This is a genomic window from Pedobacter ginsengisoli, from assembly GCF_030244015.1.
GTDB lineage: Bacteria > Bacteroidota > Bacteroidia > Sphingobacteriales > Sphingobacteriaceae > Pedobacter > Pedobacter ginsengisoli.
Genome location: NZ_JASSYX010000004.1, coordinates 642,327 through 660,005 on the forward strand (window position 1 = coordinate 642,327; position 17,679 = coordinate 660,005).

Below are 17,679 nucleotides of genomic sequence, written 5' to 3' on the forward strand. Positions count from 1 at the left end.
CAGGGGCTCAAGGGCCTCATTTTAGAAGTCTTAAACAGGGCGCCTGAAAGCAAATTGTCAGTACTCAGAACATAAGTTCTGTAAGACGCGTAAACGCGGGCCTTTCGGCGCACCCAAATTACCGTTTACCAAATAAAGTTTTATAGATGGAGTATTTAAAATTGTCCTCTGCCAGGCTCGCCTTGAAATAAGGCGTTTCAAACAGTTCTGTCAGTTTTTCCTTTAATGCCTCCAGGAATTCGGTTTTGACCTCTTCCAGGTAACTGCCCCGTAAGTTTTGCTTTCCGGACTTGAACCAAACGCCTTCCTGGTTCATCGTTTTCACAATATACAGGTTCGGCTCCACAGCTGTTTTGCCTGAAGACCGCTCATAGGCATAAGTATAGAGCAAGGTTTGGATCAGGGCTTTGTTGATGTGTTTTCCGTCAGTATTGAACAATTCCCCAATATCTTTGTAATTCAGTTTATCACTGCCTGTTTTATAATCTATGATCCTGGTAATACCATCTTTCAGGTCTACCCTGTCTATGATCCCACCTATTCTGATACTTGCTTCTTTTCCGAACAATGGAAAGCCGATATCTGCTTCGACCCACTGTTCCAGGCTGATGACCTGAAAGGGGGCTTGTGATTCATCCTGTGTAACAATAATATTGACGTAAGCTTCAACAATGGCAAGGATCACTTTCTGCATGCCCCTGAAAGCTACCGGCCGTGCAGCATCATTGTATAAAACTGCTGCGAAGGCTTTTTTTGTCAGTCCGGGAATCAGCTTCTTTTTTTCAGCGAACAAATCCTTTGTGACCTCCTGCCCGACAACATCCTTATAGAAATACTCCATCACCTTGTGCAGTATGGAGCCGATCTCATTTGCTTCCACCACGGCTGAAACGGCTTTGGGTTCTTTTATGCCGGCGATATAATTGAAGAAAAAATCTATAGGGTTCAGAATATACTGGGTCAGTGAGGACGGAGATAAGGTTTTTTGTTTGTTCAGATACCTGTCCAGGGCAGCCTGTACATCCTTATTGTCACGCTTTTCGATCATGACTTCTTTCGGTACTTCGCTCCGGACACTAAGGTCCAGCATATGGTAATGAAACTCAAAGCCGCTTTCATAAGCGAGCTGCTTCAGTATCCTGCTCGGCTCACCGGAGGCGGAATCGTCAGTTAAACTATTGTAGGCAAAATGTATTTTTGAGGCCCTCTGTACCAGCCGGTAGACCATATACGCTGAAATGGCGTCCTGGTTTTCCAACACCGGCAGCCCGTATACCCGCCTGATGCTGTCCGGGATAAAGCTATTTCCCGCAGATGATTTTGGAACAACGCCTTCGTTGAACCCAAGAAAGACCACCTTTTCAAAATTAAGGTTCCGTGTTTCCAGCAAGCCCATTAGCTGTATACCCTTTAAAGGGTCACCAGATAACGGCACAGCGATGCCCTGCAGCGCCCGCTGGATCAGTGAAATCACAAAGGAAATCTCTTCACCATCGACGTGCCCTCCAAAGGTATCGTGGAGCCTGTTGAGTTCCTGTATCGTCTTTATAAAAAGCTCAGCATCAATCTTTTTAAGCCTTCTGGTATTCGAGAGCCTGATCAGTACAAAGTTCATGACTTCAAGCAGCTGCCCGACCAATTCATTTGCCTGCGTTGTTTTTCTAAAGAAGAGTTCAAACAAGCCTTTTTGCCTGACCAGCCTGTTCTGGTCAATTTCCACTTCTTTTTCAATCAGCAATGCGGAATTGATCTTATCGCGCATGATTTGGCTCAGCCCTGTCAGCGGGTGGGTTAAAAATGCTTCTACGTTTTTGAAGGCGACCTTCCCCGTTTTATGAATCCCGGCCTGACAGCCCAGCCAGAGATCTGCCAGCCCGTATACGCTGGACGCCCCCAGCGCCAGTCCCATTGTTACATTCAGGTCAACAGGCTTTCCACAATAGCTGGCAGGAATGGTTTGTAAAGCCGGTATGAGCAGAGATTCATCTGCAAGCACCACGGCCACTGAACCCATTTCATCTGAATCCATATAATCCTCTTCCAGGATGGTATTCAGGATTTTTGCCTGGGCCGCCTGACCCTGAACCTGGTAGACGCTCACCGTATGTTTCTCGTCCAGAATGCAGCTGCCCCGGTCATGAAAAACGTTATTCAATTTCAGGTTGTTCATGTTCTTCCTCAAAAAAAGCCCCGCCTCCTGAAGGGGATCGTCCAGGTAATAGCGGTCTGCATCGAAATAAAACAAAGCTTTGTCCGCAGCCTGCAGATCCCTAAAGATCTTTGCTTCGGCGCCGCTAAGTGCATTGAAGCCGGCAAAAATCAGTTTTCCTTTAAAATTTTTCACAAAATCATTTTCCGCAGCATTTCCTTCAGCGAGCTTTCTGTATACCTGCCCGTTGGTCACGTATCCCTGCGAGGCAAGTGCCACATGAAACTTTTGGTAAAGCGCAGGCATCCTGCGCCACATTTTGATAAACAGTTCCTGTTGCTTTTTATGCTTGCCTTCAGAATAAGATGTCCAGAACTGGGATAGAAACTCGTATTGCTCAGTGCTCAGGTAATCAAAGTCCTTATTGATCACAGAAATATCTTCCAGGTCACGGTATAATTTGCCGGCATCAACAAGGTCAATGTCTATCTGCGAGAAGTCTGCAAGTATGATTTTCGCAATGGGGAAGAATTTACTTCCGCCAATGCGGTCCAGTCCCTCTTCATGCAGCAACTGGTTGTAGATGCGGTGAAGTGTAAAGAACTGCACATAAAAATCTGCAACCCTGTAGTTGTCCGTTTTTGCAAAAAACTCCTGTACAGTGAAAAAAGAAGGACTAAAAAAAGGCTTCCCGATTACATTGGCCAGGTGTTTCTGCAAATAAGCTGCAGGACGTTTGTTGTTGAATATAATTGCGCAGTCCTGCAGGCCGGTTCCGAACCGGTCTAGTAAATCTTCTGCGACTTCCTGTAAAAATGATTTGATCATGTGTTCCGGACGGATTTCAATTGCCCGCTAAGGGCATAAAACAAATAAGCGCTCACCCGCTGATAACCCATGTCATGAAACAGGGTTTTATAACTCAATACCTGCTCCTCATGCTCTGCAGATTGTGTGAGGGTAAACTTGTAATCCAGAATGATGACATGGTCTCCGTTTAGCAAAACCCTGTCCGGCCTGTGGCTCCTGCCGTCGGCGTCTACAATAGTTTTTTCGGTAATGCTCTCTGTAGCCTGGCTGAATATCGCCTTCAGGTCCGGATTGTTCAAAACCTCAGCTGCCGCTGTCATCAATGTGCTGCGCTCCTCTCCCTGTATAGTGCCCTCCAGCATCAGCGCTTCTGAATAGCGTTCTATTTCAGCAACCGTTGATGCATTGGCCAGAATGTCATGGAGCAGGGAGCCCCGCCGTCCGGATTTTTCAATATTCAGTACGTGTCTGAGGTGTTTGTCCTGCGTGGGCACATACAATTCAGCCATGCGCCCCGTTGTCGGATAATGGTCCAGTTTGATCCTGTTCGGGCTGTTTGGAGCCTCTTCCCTTCTGTCCGGGTAATCAATTATCGTGTAGCTGTTGCCGTCCTCAAATTCCGGTTCAAGAATATGGTTGACCACATCTCCGATCGTGGTCAGTTTAGATGTGTCTTTTTTAGCCATAGTAGCAATGTAGAGGTAATCTTTTGCCCGGGTGGTGGCTACATACAACATATTGAGGGCATCCATGTGATTATACAGCAACTCCTCGTAATAGGCCTTTGCAATGGCTGAGCTACTCAGGGATTCATTGTACTTCAGCGGAATGCTTTTTAACTCTTTATAGGCAGTTTCTTCTGAAGACACCCAGAAAATCCCGTTAGGTTTGCCTTTTATTTCCCAGTTACAAAAGGGGATAAATACCGCCCTGAAGGCCAGACCTTTTGATTTGTGTATAGTAATGACCTGTATCGCATCTGCACGCTCCGGCGACGGAAGTGATTTGTTAATGCCCTCTTCATCCCACCAGGTCAAAAATGCAACAACTCCCTTTTCTCCCAGCCGGGTCGCATTGGCCGTCAGGTCCCTGAAGGCAAGCAGGTAAGGCAAATGGGCCTCATTAGCACTCAGCTCATAACTTTCGATCAGTATCTCTACCAGCTCAGGCAGCGGCAGCTGCATCCAGCTCTCCCAGTTTTCGCAAAGTGATTTGGGCAATACTGTCCCCAGACTGCTGAGCGAGGTATTGTTCAGTCCCATGTAATGGGATGCATCAGGGATTATTTCATGCAGGGTATTGTAAAGTGCGATACAATTTGCCTTGTAGAGCGCGGTCTGCGAATCCAGACCGATCAGCGCCCTGAGTGTATCAACGATCAGCTGGACGGCCATATTACCTGAGATCATCAGGGCTTCGCCCGATATCACAGCAATCCCCTGGGCCATCAGCTTTTTGACTGTCAGCACAGCTTCACTGTTGGACCTGACCAGGATGGCGATATCCTTTGCCAGGTATCCCCGTTTGGCTGTCAGGTCGTGGATCTCGTCGATCACCTCCTCCAGAGAAATATCTCTGAATGCGGTTTCGGAGAAACGCTGCTCATCGGGGACATCGTCCCTGCCGATCTTTCTTATTTTTATTGTCCCGCCCACGGGGGTCTTTGAAGCAAACTGCTGTGTTGCCGTCCCGTAAATATCTGTAATGATCTGGTCAAAACTATTTTCCCGCCACCAGGTAAACAAAGCCCCTGACCTGGCCTCCAGCGCTTGATTCAGTTCATTTTGTAAAACCAGCGGAACAGAAGTGAAAATAAAATTATTAAAAGATATGATGTTCTCTGTGCTCCGGTAATTCTCTGCCAGGCTCTCCTCAAGGATGCGGTCTGCACCAGTGTCTGCCTTAACCTGTCTGTGCAATATATTCCAGTCGCCGTTCCTCCACCGGTAGATCGACTGCTTCGTATCGCCCACAATGAGGTGGTCTGTATAGCTTTCAGAAGGTGTCGCCATCGCATTGGTGAGCAGCGAACGGAAACTGTTCCATTGACTGGTAGAAGTATCCTGAAATTCATCGAATAAAAAATTGCGGTACCTGGTACCGACCTTTTCCCAGATAAAAGAAGGATTGTCGCCAGCGTCATCTGTAATACCAGAGATCAGTTTTTGTGCATCACTGATCAACAGGTTATCGTTTTCTTCACGGTAAACCTTCAGCAGGTCCGCAATCTCCTGCATCAGCCGCAGGTAATATAGGTTTTTATTGAACGCAATAGCCAGCGTATAATGTGGCAGGTGCTGTTCATAATATTTTCTGATGTCCTGCAATATGGGGTTCAGCTCCCGGTAAAAGTCATCCAGGCTAACGTTCTTTTGAAACCAGGCATCCGGATCATCGATAAACTTGAACAGCCCCTCAATCTTTGAAAAATCTCCGCCGATGATTAGCGGGATCTTGGCCAGCGGGTTTTGCGATTTGCGGTTCAGCTGGTCCTTTTCCACACCAAAGCGGTTAAAGACATCCTGCGCCCTGATGGCAAGGTCGGTCAGTTCCTCTTCAAAATTCTTTATTGCTTCCTTATTGATCTGTATATACCGTTTAAATAAGGTGTCTATGTCCTCAGGCGGAAATGAGGCAATGGCTTCCTCAAAGGTCTGGAACCGCTCCTTGAAAACTTCACCGATGAGGTTATAAAGTTCCGTCTTATAATTCCAGCTTTTGTTGTCGCTGATCCGCTCCAGAGCCAGGTCGATGATCCATTGCAGTAAGGTCTTATTGTGGTCAAGTGCCGCGTCCAGCTTCTCTACAAGTTCTTCCTTCACCTTATCGTAGTTCATTTCCAGGCTGTAACCTGCGTCAAGGCCAAGCTCAAATGCAAATCCCCTGATCACCTTTTGCACAAAACCATCGATGGTGCTCACGGAAAACCGGCTGTAATCGTGTAAGATCCTTCTGTAGATCTGATCCGACCTCTGTTGCAGCGAGCCTGCATCTAATGTGGGGTTGCCTTTTAGAACGATTTCACGGTAACTGTCGTACTTCGGATCCCCTTCAGCAAAACCCTTCAGCACCTCCATGATCCGGGTCTTCATCTCCTCAGTGGCTTTATTGGTAAAGGTTACCGCCAGGATCTCACGGTATCTGTTTTCGCCGCCCAGCAATAAAGTAAGGTAATGCGCTGTCAGGCTGAATGTTTTACCTGAACCTGCAGATGCTTGTAATATTTTAAGAGGCTGTTGGGGCATGAGGTGAAGTTATTAAAATAATACCTTTACTTTGTAGTGTAAAACAAAATGCCATGAAAAAACTGATCATGATTGCTTTACTGGCCTTCACCGCGCCGGTATTTGCCCAAAGCACAGCAACTGTCAAAAAAGAAGCCATAAAAATTTACAATCCGCAGGCCAATGCCCGTGCAGATATTGATGCTGCTATTGCAAAAGCAAAAAAAGAAGGCAAGCATGTGTTTATACAGGTTGGCGGCAACTGGTGCGGCTGGTGCATTGCATTTCACAACATGGTGGATCACAGCCCTGAGCTTAAAGCCCTGCTGAATGACAATTATGAAGTCGTTCTGGTAAACTATAGTCCGGAAAACAAGAATGAAGCAGTCCTGGCAAGCCTCAACTACCCTCAGCGTTTCGGATTCCCGGTGTTCCTGATCCTGAACGGCAACGGTAAACTCCTGCATACCCAAAACTCAGCATACCTTGAGACCGATGATCTGGATCCAAAGACCGGTAAAAAGAAAACCGGTCATGATGTTAAAGTGGTCAGCGATTTTCTAAAAGGCTGGACCGTGAAAGCCCTTGATCCGGCTTCTTATAAACAAACTAAGGCAAAATAATCTCGGGCTTCTCTCCGTCGCCATATTTAAAGAAGGTATTTACCGTAACCGGTAACCTCCCTGTGGTGATCAGCTGGTTCTTGAACACAGCTGCTGCCGATTGCTGCATAAAATCCTCTTTCTGATAGGCAACCACCAGACCTTTGCTGTTTTCCAATCCCGGTAAGGCAGAAAGATTGTACGGATTGGCAAAAAGCGCGAACACTGCATTTTTACCAGCCATGTCTTTAATAAACATCCTGAGGTCTTCGCTCAATATCATCCCATTGCCAGGCCTGGTCCGCGTATCATGGATACCTATAATTACCTGATCGAACAGGTTAATGTCTTTCATTACCTTTGCGATAGCATTTGCATTTGCATTTTTATCCAGGGTGTAAAAAATGGAGTTTTTATAATAGCCACCCAGATCCTGCTGAAAGGATGTCACATTGGGCGTACCGAGACTAATGATCACCGTCCTGTTTTCAGGAGATAAGGTTTTGATGTAATCTTTTCCTCTCAGCATGGTCATTGAAGCATCTGCCAGTTTTTGCCTCAACTGAAAACTCTCGGGTCTGGTCACATCCGCCAGTACATTATGTTCATTGATAGTATCTTTAAGGTTCAGGCCTGCCCAATACTTTGCGGTAAGGATTTTTTTTACGCTTTCGTCAATCCTTTCCATACTGATCCTGTCCTGCCTGATCGCTTTACGCACCAGTTTTATTGCTCTGCCGCTATTCTCAGAAAGCTCCAGGATATCGTTGCCTGCAATCACCCCCATGACATCCGCTTCACCGTCCTTAAAGTACTTTACTACCCCTTTCATGCCCATCGCATCAGAAATGATCAATCCTTTGAACCCGAGTTCACCTTTTAATAGCCCGGTTACTATAGGTTTGGATAGGGTTGAAGGCATATTTGGTGTAGCGTCCAGCGCCGGAATATTCATGTGCGCGATCATTACGCCTGCTGCCCCTTCCCTGATCAGTTCCCTGAATGGATAGATTTCCAGGCTGTCAAGCCTTTCTTTTGAAAACTTTAACTGCGGAAGGTCATAATGTGAATCTACATCTGTATCACCATGTCCGGGAAAATGCTTGATGCTCACCAGCAGTCCACCATCCTGCATCCCTTTCAGGTAGGCAGATGCCTTATTGGCTACATTATATTTATTTTCCCCAAAAGAGCGAAAGTTGATCACAGGATTTTTCGGGTTGTTGTTTACGTCTACATCGGGCGCCAGGTTCATATGCATACCCAGTCGCTTGTAATCCTTCGCAACTTCCAGCCCCATTTTATAGATCAGGTTCTTATCCTGAACCGCTCCTAACGCCATTTGATAAGGATAGGAGATGGTACTGTCCAGGCGCATACCCAAACCCCACTCCCCATCGGAAGTAATGAGCAAAGGTACTTTCGAATGTGACTGGTATTCATTGGTCAGTATTGCCTGTCTGCCCGGTCCACCCTGAAAGAACACTACACCGCCCAAATGTTCTTTTTTTATCACCAGACCTACAGAATCTTCATACGCCTTGCCCAGATTGGTGTGAGCCCTGACAAAGAACATCTGCGCAATCTTTTGCCGTTTGCTCAGTTTATTGAATACGGAATCCACCCATTGATTTGGTGTCTCCAGGGATTGCAGGTAAGAAATTTTTTGGGCAGAGGCTGACGATAGAACGATGAGGAGAAATACGGTGGTTAAAATGTGTCTGACGTTCATTACGGATAACTGTGTTTATTTCCAAAGTTAACTAAAACCTGTGAAAAACCCAGACACCAAAAAGGGCATTCTGATTAGAATGCCCTCATTTCAGGTAATAGGAATATTATCCTCACACAATAAGGTTCTTTAATGGTTTTCGCGTTTACGCTGATTGTCTTTATTTGAAGTCTGGTCAGACCGCTGGCCTCCGCCATTGGTAATCCCCTGTTGCTTTTTATCGTCTTTGGCACTGTGATACATGCGGTCTGAAGTAGGCTTTCCCTGTTCTGAACTGGTATGCCTTGCATCCTGTCTGTTCTTCATGATTCTAAATTTAGGTAAATAATTTAAGCTGGCACATTAATCTTCAATTATATAACGACGGCGGTTTGGATTTGTTTTAAGAAAAGCCCACCGAATAAGCGCGGGCTTTAAAACTAAGTGTTCCTGTGTTTAAAAAGTATAACCCAGGGACAGGGCAAAACCACTGTTTTTAATCTTGTCCTGCTCCGCCTTGTCTTTGAGGGCCTTCTGGAAGTCCATATTGTACCTCCCATTGATATTGATATTTGGGGTAATGCTATAGTTCAGGCCAACCGCTCCTCCAGCGATGGATTTACTCCAGTTATCTTTGTCGGAGTTAGAACCCGTTTCTTCGCCATTCACTTTAAAGGTCGTGGTCTGGTCAATCAGAAAAGATACCTGCGGACCAGCAAAAACAGTAAGTTCCGGTGTTGCTTTGTAACCGATCAGCATTGGGGCATCTATATAAGAAACCTTGCTGTCAAACTCGCCGGTATTACCAGCTACGGTTTCTTTAAGCTTTCCGCCTTTTTGGGTAAAGGTAATTTCCGGAAGAAAAGCAAAATTGCCACCCATAGGCAGGTCTCCATAAACACCGGCCTGGAAACCGACTTTATAATCGGTAGCATGGTCCTGTCCGGCAAATTGTAATTTGCCCATCTTCATCAGGTTTGCCCCGGCCTTAATGCCAAAGCGCATTTTGTCATTTGCAGCAGACTGCGTCGTCTGCGCTGCTACGTGAAAAGCTGCACTGCTTAGTGCAAGTCCTAATCCTATAATGAATAATTTTTTCATAATCTTTTGTTTAAAAATTCAATAGAGGTCTTGTAATAACCATGCCAAAGGAGGCCCATTACACGCTGAAATTCACAGAGATTTTAAGCACAAATTTCTATAAATCAGATTATTATAACAACGCGGCAAGCCGTGACAGCGACTGTTTGAGTGGGCTTGACAGGGTGTATCAAATCCAAGACAGGGCATAAAAAAAGCCGCTGATCAGGCGGCTTAATTATTAAAATTTAGGGTTTGTTAAAACTTAATCCCCAGACCTACAGAAAATACTTGATTTCTGTATTCAGGTGTTTCTTTGGATCCATCTTCATTGTTTTTCTGAAAATCCAAAGCATAGCGTCCGTGAATATCCACTTTGTCTGTAACGTCATACCTGAAGCCGATCAAACCACCAACCAGGCTCTTTTTGAATCTGTCTGATTTGTCTTCAATGATCTCCTGCTCAACAGTTCCAAATCCGCTCTCGTATTTATTTTTAGTTGACAGCAAAAATGATACCTGCGGTCCAACTACGAGATTTAATTTACTGCCGCCAAGGTTGAGACTGGCCAAAAGAGGCAGGTCAATAAAGTGTGTAGTCTGAGTAAATTCTCCAAACGGAGCCGTTGCCTTATACCCTTTCGTGGCATATAACAGCTCCGGAGTAAACGCCAGGCCTTTAATCAGGTTAATATCCAGAGTGATACCGGCATTGAATCCGGGATTTAATTTTGTATCAAAATCGTTGTTACCGTCTCCTTTGATGATGTCCGGTAAATTTAAACCAGCCTTTACGCCCAATCTGATTGGACTCTGTGCCTGCACGGCACCGGCTAAAAATAGGCCCATGGCCAAAATAATTAATTTTTTCATGTGTTAGATGTTTTTGTTTTCCCGGAGTACTTAAGAAAGAAATGTGCCAAGATTAAAAATCTTGGATAAAAATATCCCTGAGCACCTCAAAACAACCTTCGGGTCTTTGTTAAGCGTAGTCATTTTAAGACGCTTATCCCGGTCTTTTTGCCACTACATCTTCATGACCTTTTCTCAACCTCTTGATAACCTCTTCTAGGGGGTTGCATGACCCCCCGGCCTTCCAACTATTTTAAAGGCGGCTCAATACTACCTGTTGCCGGCGAATTATAGATACAAGCAATAAGTACCAATACCAAAGAGATCAGCGAAGCAATGGCCCTGATGTGGTGCAGTTTATTCCAGGGCTGTTCAAAATTTAACCGCTGATGGACAATCTCCTGGGCGGTGGAGGAGTGAATATTAAATGCATCAAGCGCATTATTTAAAGGAACATTGCCTCCAACTGTCACTCCGAAAACCCCAATGGCATAAATTGCAGATGCGGTTAAAAGGAAGATAAACCTGGGGTGCCCGTAATTTAACCAGGCGCAAACCGGCAGCAGCAGCAGGCTCCCCATAAATGTGGCAAAGAACACTGGATTGAGAATTTCCCGGTTAATAGACTGCATTCCAATCAGGTATTCCCTGTCCGGCAATTTCCCCAGTCCCAAGTTGACGGAACAGGAATAGGCATACCAAAGTCCGGTTATCAATGCAACTGATAAAGCCGTTATCAGGAGTACGAGATTGGAAATTAACATAGCTGAAGGATTAAGGTTTCTTTTCATTTATGGTCAAACCAGGGAAGTTATACAATCAAAGATAGGGATTTGACAGATTGGATAACAGAGCTATGACACAAGTATGCGCAGAAATAAATTAATGCCTTCCGGCTCTCTTTCAACCTTAATATTTTTTTCTTCCATACCGGCCTGCACCGCAAGTTTAGTAAGTTGTTCTTCCGAGCGGTGATGCAAATACCAATCGCCGAAAAGCTCCATAAATGCCTGCGAAGAGTTGCACTCACTAAAATTGCCAATTATAATCTCGCCACCTGATTTAGTCCAGTTGACAAATCTTCTGATAATCTTTACGAAAACACTATCATTAAAATAATCGAATAGCCCTGCACTCCACACCACATCAAATTTTTTATCCGTTTCATAGCGGAATATATTCTTCTCTATGAAGCTGATCTCGTCGTTATACGCTTTGTTTAATTCCTTTGCATAGGCAATAGCCCGATGATCTGCTTCTATACATAAAGTGTTCAGCTGCCCTTTATTTAATCCGGAATATAAATCCGCCAGGTCTCTCGCAGGGCCACTGGCTACATTTAGTAAATCGAGTTGCGGTTTCTCCTTAAGGAGATTTGTGAGTGTATTGATAAAATAGGTCTTCCTGTTGCGTACTGCCTGGGTAGCTGCACAACTTTGCCAGAATTTATCCCATTTTTCGAAACGCTTGTCCGCTGTCACATGTCTTCTGTAAAACTTGTCGATAATCATAAAGTCTCCGGCATAACCATAAGGTCTTGCAATGGAATGACCATGAAGTGTGGTTTTAAGACAGTCTTCTCCAAAACTGTTTCGCATGAGCTGCAAGTCCAGTTCAGAAATATTACCTGATTTATATTCCTTTTCGAGGTAATCTGCCATATTCATAAGCTGTCCATATTCCTCTGGCTCCGGGCCTCCTTTGCTCACTATTTTTTGGAGAAATTCGATCGGTTGCACTAACTGGCTTTCAAAAGTTATCATAATCGTTGTTTTAAAAATTAGGAATGAAATTATGATCCAAAAGTGATGATACAACAGATCTTTTAGAAGCGTGACTTAACGAAAGGCACAGTAGGGTTAACGAAATAGGGAGATGAATATATTGTCAGTTGTATTAAACAAAATAAGGTTGCCCGAAATCGGGCAACCTTATGAGTTTGAGAAATCATTCTCTTTATGCGGAGAGAGAGGGATTCGAACCCTCGATACCCTTTTGAGGTATACACACTTTCCAGGCGTGCTCCTTCAACCACTCGGACACCTCTCCTTTTTTGCGGATTGCAAAAGTAGAAAAATTTTTGAATCCTGCAGAAAATTAATCGATAACAGTAACTTTTAGCATATTGGTCTTACCTTTTGCCTCCATAGGAACAGCAGCAGTATTGATGATCACGTCACCTTTTTTTACCAGTTTTTCTGCTTTCAGCAGGTCATTTACATCCTGAATGGTCTCATCGGTACTTTCAAACTTATCGTAGTAAAAGCCCTGAACGCCCCAGATCAGGCTCAATGCATTTAGCAATGACTTATTGCTGGTAAAAATATAAGTCAGTGCCTTAGGCCTGTGACTTGAGATCTCAAACGCAGTATAGCCGCTGACAGTCATGGAAACAATACCAACAGCCCCTGTTTGTTTAGATAGCGTACAAGCAGAATCACAAACCGCATCGCTCAGGAAACGTTCTGCTTTTGATTTCAGGAATTTCTCCGGATGGAACGGGTAATTATTGTGTTCAATATTTTGAATGATCTTTTGCATGGTCTCGATTACTATCAGCGGAAACTCACCTACTGAAGTCTCACCGCTAAGCATTACTGCATCAGCTCCGTCCAGCACAGAATTGGCTACATCGTTTACCTCAGCACGTGTCGGTCTTGGTGTAGTGATCATGCTTTCCAGCATCTGAGTGGCAACAATTACTGGCTTAGAAGCCGCCCTGCATTTCTGAACGATCATTTTTTGCAGCAATGGTACCTCTTCCATTGGCATTTCAACTCCAAGATCGCCACGGGCCACCATGATACCGTCTGATACGGCAATGATCTCGTCGATATTGGCAATCGCTTCAGGTTTTTCAATTTTAGCGATGACCCTTGCTGTTTTGCCCCTTGCCTTGATGATGTCTTTTAATTCGATAATGTCTTCTGCATTACGTACAAATGAAAGGCCGATCCATTCTACATCGTTTGCGAGAACAAACTCCAGGTTATCACGGTCTTCCAGCGTAAGTGAAGGAATAGAAACTTTTGTGTTTGGAAGGTTCACACCTTTCCTTGAGGTAAGAATACCGCCATGCACCACTTCGCACAGCACTTCATCCTTAAGGTTAGTTTCGATAACGCGCATTTGCAGTTTACCATCATCTAAAAGGATGATTTCATTAGGCTTTACATCTTTTGGAAAAGCTTCGTAAGTGATGTAGATCCGCTCTTCATCGCCTACACATTTTTGAGTAGTAATGATGGTTTTTGCACCGTTGACCAGGTGAATGCCACCATCTTTAACCATACCAATCCTGATCTTAGGTCCTTGCAAATCGGCAAGGATACCCACATTATAATTATATTTTTGATTGATGTCACGAATAGTATCCAATACTGCCTGATGATCTGCCTGGGAACCGTGAGAAAAATTTAAACGGCAAACGTCCAGTCCGGCGTTAAACATACTGTACAATACTTCTGGCTTGGCTGATGCAGGACCTAACGTGGCTACAATTTTTGTTCTGGAATGAAATGGTTTCATTTGGTTACTTAAAGTTATTATTGGTCAACACCTCTGATTTTTATCCAAAAAGCCGGTGTCAACCTGATTATTATTATTATTTGTCTGATAAAGTAAATTCAAATATAGTGTATTTAATACACCTTCAATATAAAAATTACATTATCAAATTTTGATTGGACTTGAGCTTGGCTGGATTTATCTGTGCAGCCACCTGAATATCAGACAGTTTATTTAATCCCGTAAGAATAAAATTTAGGTCCTCATTGTCGATATACTGATGGATGATCATAAAAAAATCAACCTTGTTCATTTCCGGGATTAAAAACCCTTCGGCATTCCGATTGTTAAGGATATAATATTCGATTTCGCCCTGTTCAACAAAAAAAAAGTACTTTGAAAAAGTCAGCGGCTCTTCGTCTATATTAAAGTAAACCTCATGATCCTCAACTTTTTCAAAGTTGAAGTTCAGACTGGTATTGATCTTATGGCACAACATGTAATCCTTCATTGATGCCGTAATGGCGATTAACACAAAATCAAGATCGAGTGATAGCTTTAAATAAGTTTTGTTCAAAACGCAGGTATTAACGGGAATACGAAATTATAAAACTAATTTTACTTTAATGTTCGAAATAAAAACATTAAAATTGGTAGACAAATAAAAACATTTGAAAAGTGTTAGAATTTATTTTTCTTTGCACTGAATTATTTAACCATTAAATTATAACATTATGTCTGATATTGCTTCAAGAGTTAAGGCTATTATCGTTGAAAAATTAGGTGTGGATGAAAGCGAAGTTACCCCGGAAGCTTCTTTCACGAACGACTTGGGTGCTGATTCTTTGGATACAGTAGAACTTATTATGGAGTTTGAAAAGGAATTCAATGTAGCAATCCCTGATGATCAGGCTGAGACCATTGGTACAGTTGGTCAAGCAATTGCTTACTTAGAGAAAAACGTTAAGTAAAATACGGTCTCCGTATAATCCGTATAAATGGAATTAAAAAGAGTAGTAGTTACAGGGTTGGGTGCGCTCACTCCGATTGGTAACACCATCCCGGAGTTCTGGGAAGGTTTGCTGAACGGTGTGAGCGGCGCCGGCCCTATTACAGGTTTTGACACTTCAAAGTTCAAGACCAAATTTGCATGTGAGCTTAAAAACTTTAATCCGGAGGACTATCTGGATAAAAAGGAAGCACGCAAATTAGATCCATTTGTTCAATATGCTTTAGTATCTACGGAAGAGGCCGTAAAGGATGGTAACTTTGATTTTAGTCAATTAGATACCAACCGTATAGGCGTGATCTGGGGCTCAGGCATCGGCGGTTTTAAAACTTTTCAGGATGAAATGAAGGCATTTTTCTTAGGTGACGGTACACCGCGCATCAATCCCTTCTTTATTCCCAAAGTAATAATTGACATTGTTCCGGGCCATATTTCTATAAAATATGGATTGCGGGGACCAAATTTTGCCACCGTTTCTGCTTGTGCTTCTTCTACTAATGCGATGATTGACGCCTACAATTATATTCGTCTGAATATGTGTGACATCATCATTAGCGGCGGTTCAGAAGCCATTATTAATGAGGCCGGCATTGGTGGTTTTAATGCCATGCACGCCCTTTCTACCAGAAACGATGACCCGAAAACAGCATCCAGACCATTTGACAAGGACCGTGATGGTTTTGTTGCCGGCGAAGGCGCAGGCACAATCATTCTTGAGGAATTGGAACATGCTAAAAAAAGAGGTGCGAAGATCTATGCCGAATTGGTCGGCGGTGGAATGAGTGCCGATGCCAACCACATTACAGCACCACATCCTCAGGGACTGGGTGCGAGAATGGTAATGACTAATGCGTTAAATGATGCCGGAATGAAAACTTCAGACATCGACTACATCAACGTTCATGGCACTTCTACGCCACTTGGAGACATATCCGAGAGCAGGGCTATAGTAGACCTGTTTGGGGAAGATGCCTATAAACTGAACATCAGTTCTACGAAATCTATGACCGGACATTTGTTGGGTGCTGCAGGTGCGATCGAAGCCATTGCATCCATCCTTGCCGTAAAAAATGACATCGTCCCTCCGACTATTAATCACTTTACTGATGATCCTGATTGTGATCCGAAATTGAATTTCACATTCAACAAAGCACAAAAAAGAACCATCCGTGCAGCACAGAGCAATACTTTTGGTTTTGGTGGTCACAATGCGTCTGTGATATTCAAAAAGTACGAAGAATAAATCAATGAATGCCATTATTTGACCTATACAAACTTTATCTTTCATCCGATAAGGATTTCATTAAAAAGTTGAACAATATTTTAGGTTTTGTACCTGGGAATACTGTGTTGTACAAGATGGCGTTCAGGCACAGATCAGTAGCAAAGATCCTGAAAAACGGAAGCCGCAGCAGCAATGAGCGTCTGGAGTTTCTTGGAGATGCCATTCTTGGCTCAGTAATCGCAGAACTTCTGTTTAAAAGCTATCCTTACAAGGAAGAAGGCTTTCTTACTGAAATGCGGTCAAAGATCGTTAACAGAGCCAATCTGAATCAGCTCGCCAGAAAAATGGGCTTTGATCAGCTCATCGTCTTTGATCAGAAAACAGTAAATGTTCAGACCAAGCACCATTCTATGCTTGGTGATGCTTTTGAAGCATTAATCGGGGCGATATATCTTGATAAGGGTTACAACTTTACCAAAGACTTCCTGCTGAAAAGGATCGTTAAACCTTACATCGACATCCATACCCTGGAACTGACCGAGACCAATTTTAAAAGTAAACTGATCGAATGGTGCCAGCGCCATGGTAAGGACATTTCTTTTGATTTGATGGTGAACGGAGAAGGTGAAAGCACTAAACTATTTACCATACAGGCGCTTGTAGACGGAGAAAGCTGCGGCATAGGCAGAGACTACAACAAGAAAAATGCGGAAAAACTGGCTGCCGAAAAAGCCTGTGAAATTCTTTCTATCTGATAAGGATTACTTCTTACCCAATGTATCTGTGTACTTCTTATTGGAATCCTTGATGTACTTAATGGCATCGTATTGCGTCCAGTTCTTAGCCTTTTCATACTCAGGCCGGTAATCCAGCATAAATTTTTCCAGCTCTGCACCTTTCAGGTTAGTATTGCTTTGAATCAGCGATTCATTGAACAGGCCGTCTATCAGCGTTTGCTCCATCTCGGTTTCATAATAACGGCCAAACCTGCGGGCGTTTTTTGGTGTCCGCCCAAACAGCTCATATACTGCGGTTAATGGGGTAAACAGGAAGGAAAGAAATGGTGGTTTTCCCTGATGAAATGAACCTTTATTCTTAAAGTCCCGTTTGATGTCGTTCAGCTCACTTTTCTTGGATTGTCCGAAGATGTCAACCTGTTTAAGCGTACGGTCACGGTCCATTAAAATGATCATGTCTTCTTTTGAAGTGTTGACTGCGGCTGTGAAATCGGAAAATCCGCCTTTCATCACCAGTAGGGTATCTCCAAGTGTTGCGCTGATCTGAAAAAGGCCCAGGTTGCTGCTGGATACCGAAAGTCCTGTCCTTTGATTCACAATCTGAGCTTCCACAATACGATTATTACTTTCTTTATCCTTGATCACACCACGCAGTATAAACCCTTGCTGGGCAAAACCAGTCACTGCTGATCCCAGAAAAAGGATCATACATGCGATGATATTTAGACAATAGGGTTTCATTGGCAGTAAAATATTTTGTAAACTTAACCATT

15 protein-coding genes and 1 tRNA gene are annotated in these 17,679 nt (G+C 43.7%); 4 read left to right on the forward strand and 12 right to left on the reverse strand.

The features are described from left to right. Window positions 1-118: 118 nt before the first annotated feature. Window positions 119-2,977 (reverse strand): PD-(D/E)XK nuclease family protein, encoded by a 2,859-nt coding sequence (locus tag QEP08_RS20070; protein ID WP_285060504.1) that lies wholly within the window; start codon window positions 2,975-2,977, stop codon window positions 119-121. After that, window positions 2,974-6,204, reverse strand: coding sequence for a UvrD-helicase domain-containing protein (locus tag QEP08_RS20075; protein ID WP_285060505.1), 3,231 nt, complete (start codon window positions 6,202-6,204; stop codon window positions 2,974-2,976). The genes QEP08_RS20070 and QEP08_RS20075 overlap by 4 nt, the downstream gene beginning before the upstream one ends. A 53-nt stretch (window positions 6,205-6,257) precedes the next feature. Here QEP08_RS20075 and QEP08_RS20080 point away from each other — a divergent pair, with 53 nt between their 5' ends. Continuing rightward, the gene (locus QEP08_RS20080) at window positions 6,258-6,806 is read left to right on the forward strand and encodes a thioredoxin family protein (protein WP_285060506.1); all 549 of its coding nucleotides are present in this window, start codon (window positions 6,258-6,260) and stop codon (window positions 6,804-6,806) included. On the opposite strand, the gene QEP08_RS20085 is transcribed toward QEP08_RS20080, so the two are convergent. The 9 genes from QEP08_RS20085 to QEP08_RS20125 all read right to left on the reverse strand — a co-directional run bounded on the left by QEP08_RS20085 (window position 6,793) and on the right by QEP08_RS20125 (window position 14,512). Further along, entirely contained in the window at window positions 6,793-8,517 is a 1,725-nt protein-coding gene (locus tag QEP08_RS20085) for a glycoside hydrolase family 3 protein (protein WP_285060507.1), read from the reverse strand. The genes QEP08_RS20080 and QEP08_RS20085 overlap by 14 nt on opposite strands. Before the next feature lie 129 nt (window positions 8,518-8,646). Beyond that, the gene (locus QEP08_RS20090) at window positions 8,647-8,823 is read right to left on the reverse strand and encodes a hypothetical protein (RefSeq protein WP_285060508.1); all 177 of its coding nucleotides are present in this window, start codon (window positions 8,821-8,823) and stop codon (window positions 8,647-8,649) included. A gap of 129 nt (window positions 8,824-8,952) precedes the next feature. Next, window positions 8,953-9,597: a porin family protein gene (locus QEP08_RS20095; RefSeq protein WP_285060509.1), complete on the reverse strand. Its 645-nt coding sequence runs from the start codon at window positions 9,595-9,597 to the stop codon at window positions 8,953-8,955. Window positions 9,598-9,834: 237 nt separating this feature from the next. Continuing rightward, window positions 9,835-10,449: a porin family protein gene (locus QEP08_RS20100; RefSeq protein ID WP_285060510.1), complete on the reverse strand. Its 615-nt coding sequence runs from the start codon at window positions 10,447-10,449 to the stop codon at window positions 9,835-9,837. A gap of 227 nt (window positions 10,450-10,676) precedes the next feature. Further along, complete coding sequence (locus QEP08_RS20105) at window positions 10,677-11,192, reverse strand: anthrone oxygenase family protein (protein WP_285060512.1); 516 nt, start codon at window positions 11,190-11,192, stop codon at window positions 10,677-10,679. Window positions 11,193-11,282: 90 nt separating this feature from the next. Beyond that, window positions 11,283-12,191: a class I SAM-dependent methyltransferase gene (locus QEP08_RS20110; RefSeq protein WP_285060513.1), complete on the reverse strand. Its 909-nt coding sequence runs from the start codon at window positions 12,189-12,191 to the stop codon at window positions 11,283-11,285. A 198-nt stretch (window positions 12,192-12,389) separates the two neighbouring features. Continuing rightward, window positions 12,390-12,477, reverse strand: a tRNA-Ser gene (locus QEP08_RS20115). A 48-nt stretch (window positions 12,478-12,525) separates the two neighbouring features. Beyond that, window positions 12,526-13,956, reverse strand: coding sequence for a pyruvate kinase (pyk, locus tag QEP08_RS20120; protein WP_285060514.1), 1,431 nt, complete (start codon window positions 13,954-13,956; stop codon window positions 12,526-12,528). Window positions 13,957-14,092: 136 nt separating this feature from the next. Continuing rightward, window positions 14,093-14,512: an IPExxxVDY family protein gene (locus tag QEP08_RS20125; RefSeq protein WP_285060515.1), complete on the reverse strand. Its 420-nt coding sequence runs from the start codon at window positions 14,510-14,512 to the stop codon at window positions 14,093-14,095. Between the two features lie 157 nt (window positions 14,513-14,669). Between QEP08_RS20125 and QEP08_RS20130 the strand changes: the two genes are divergently transcribed. The 3 genes from QEP08_RS20130 to rnc are packed head-to-tail and all read left to right on the forward strand — an operon-like array spanning window position 14,670 to window position 16,924. Beyond that, window positions 14,670-14,906 carry an acyl carrier protein gene (locus QEP08_RS20130; protein WP_008508386.1) on the forward strand — a complete coding sequence of 79 codons (237 nt, stop codon included), beginning with the start codon at window positions 14,670-14,672 and terminating at the stop codon, window positions 14,904-14,906. Between the two features lie 27 nt (window positions 14,907-14,933). Then, window positions 14,934-16,187, forward strand: coding sequence for a beta-ketoacyl-ACP synthase II (gene fabF, locus QEP08_RS20135; protein ID WP_285060516.1), 1,254 nt, complete (start codon window positions 14,934-14,936; stop codon window positions 16,185-16,187). An 8-nt stretch (window positions 16,188-16,195) separates the two neighbouring features. Next, on the forward strand, window positions 16,196-16,924 hold the full coding sequence (rnc, locus tag QEP08_RS20140; RefSeq protein WP_285060517.1) for a ribonuclease III: 729 nt from the start codon (window positions 16,196-16,198) through the stop codon (window positions 16,922-16,924). 6 nt (window positions 16,925-16,930) lie between these two features. Here the strand turns inward: rnc and QEP08_RS20145 are convergent, their stop codons facing one another. Next, window positions 16,931-17,647 carry a hypothetical protein gene (locus tag QEP08_RS20145; RefSeq protein ID WP_285060518.1) on the reverse strand — a complete coding sequence of 239 codons (717 nt, stop codon included), beginning with the start codon at window positions 17,645-17,647 and terminating at the stop codon, window positions 16,931-16,933. Window positions 17,648-17,679 lie beyond the last annotated feature (32 nt).

Bases quoted from the DNA above. Each gene is read 5' to 3' on its own strand.
- QEP08_RS20145 (WP_285060518.1), bottom strand. From the start codon at position 17,647: ATGAAACCCTATTGTCTAAATATCATCGCATGTATGATCCTTTTTCTG.
- QEP08_RS20075 (WP_285060505.1), bottom strand. From the start codon at position 6,204: ATGCCCCAACAGCCTCTTAAAATATTACAAGCATCTGCAGGTTCAGGT.
- rnc (WP_285060517.1), top strand. From the start codon at position 16,196: ATGCCATTATTTGACCTATACAAACTTTATCTTTCATCCGATAAGGAT.
- pyk (WP_285060514.1), bottom strand. From the start codon at position 13,956: ATGAAACCATTTCATTCCAGAACAAAAATTGTAGCCACGTTAGGTCCT.
- QEP08_RS20090 (WP_285060508.1), bottom strand. From the start codon at position 8,823: ATGAAGAACAGACAGGATGCAAGGCATACCAGTTCAGAACAGGGAAAG.
- fabF (WP_285060516.1), top strand. From the start codon at position 14,934: ATGGAATTAAAAAGAGTAGTAGTTACAGGGTTGGGTGCGCTCACTCCG.
- QEP08_RS20105 (WP_285060512.1), bottom strand. From the start codon at position 11,192: ATGTTAATTTCCAATCTCGTACTCCTGATAACGGCTTTATCAGTTGCA.
- QEP08_RS20070 (WP_285060504.1), bottom strand. From the start codon at position 2,977: ATGATCAAATCATTTTTACAGGAAGTCGCAGAAGATTTACTAGACCGG.
- QEP08_RS20080 (WP_285060506.1), top strand. From the start codon at position 6,258: ATGAAAAAACTGATCATGATTGCTTTACTGGCCTTCACCGCGCCGGTA.
- QEP08_RS20100 (WP_285060510.1), bottom strand. From the start codon at position 10,449: ATGAAAAAATTAATTATTTTGGCCATGGGCCTATTTTTAGCCGGTGCC.
- QEP08_RS20110 (WP_285060513.1), bottom strand. From the start codon at position 12,191: ATGATAACTTTTGAAAGCCAGTTAGTGCAACCGATCGAATTTCTCCAA.
- QEP08_RS20085 (WP_285060507.1), bottom strand. From the start codon at position 8,517: ATGAACGTCAGACACATTTTAACCACCGTATTTCTCCTCATCGTTCTA.
- QEP08_RS20130 (WP_008508386.1), top strand. From the start codon at position 14,670: ATGTCTGATATTGCTTCAAGAGTTAAGGCTATTATCGTTGAAAAATTA.
- QEP08_RS20095 (WP_285060509.1), bottom strand. From the start codon at position 9,597: ATGAAAAAATTATTCATTATAGGATTAGGACTTGCACTAAGCAGTGCA.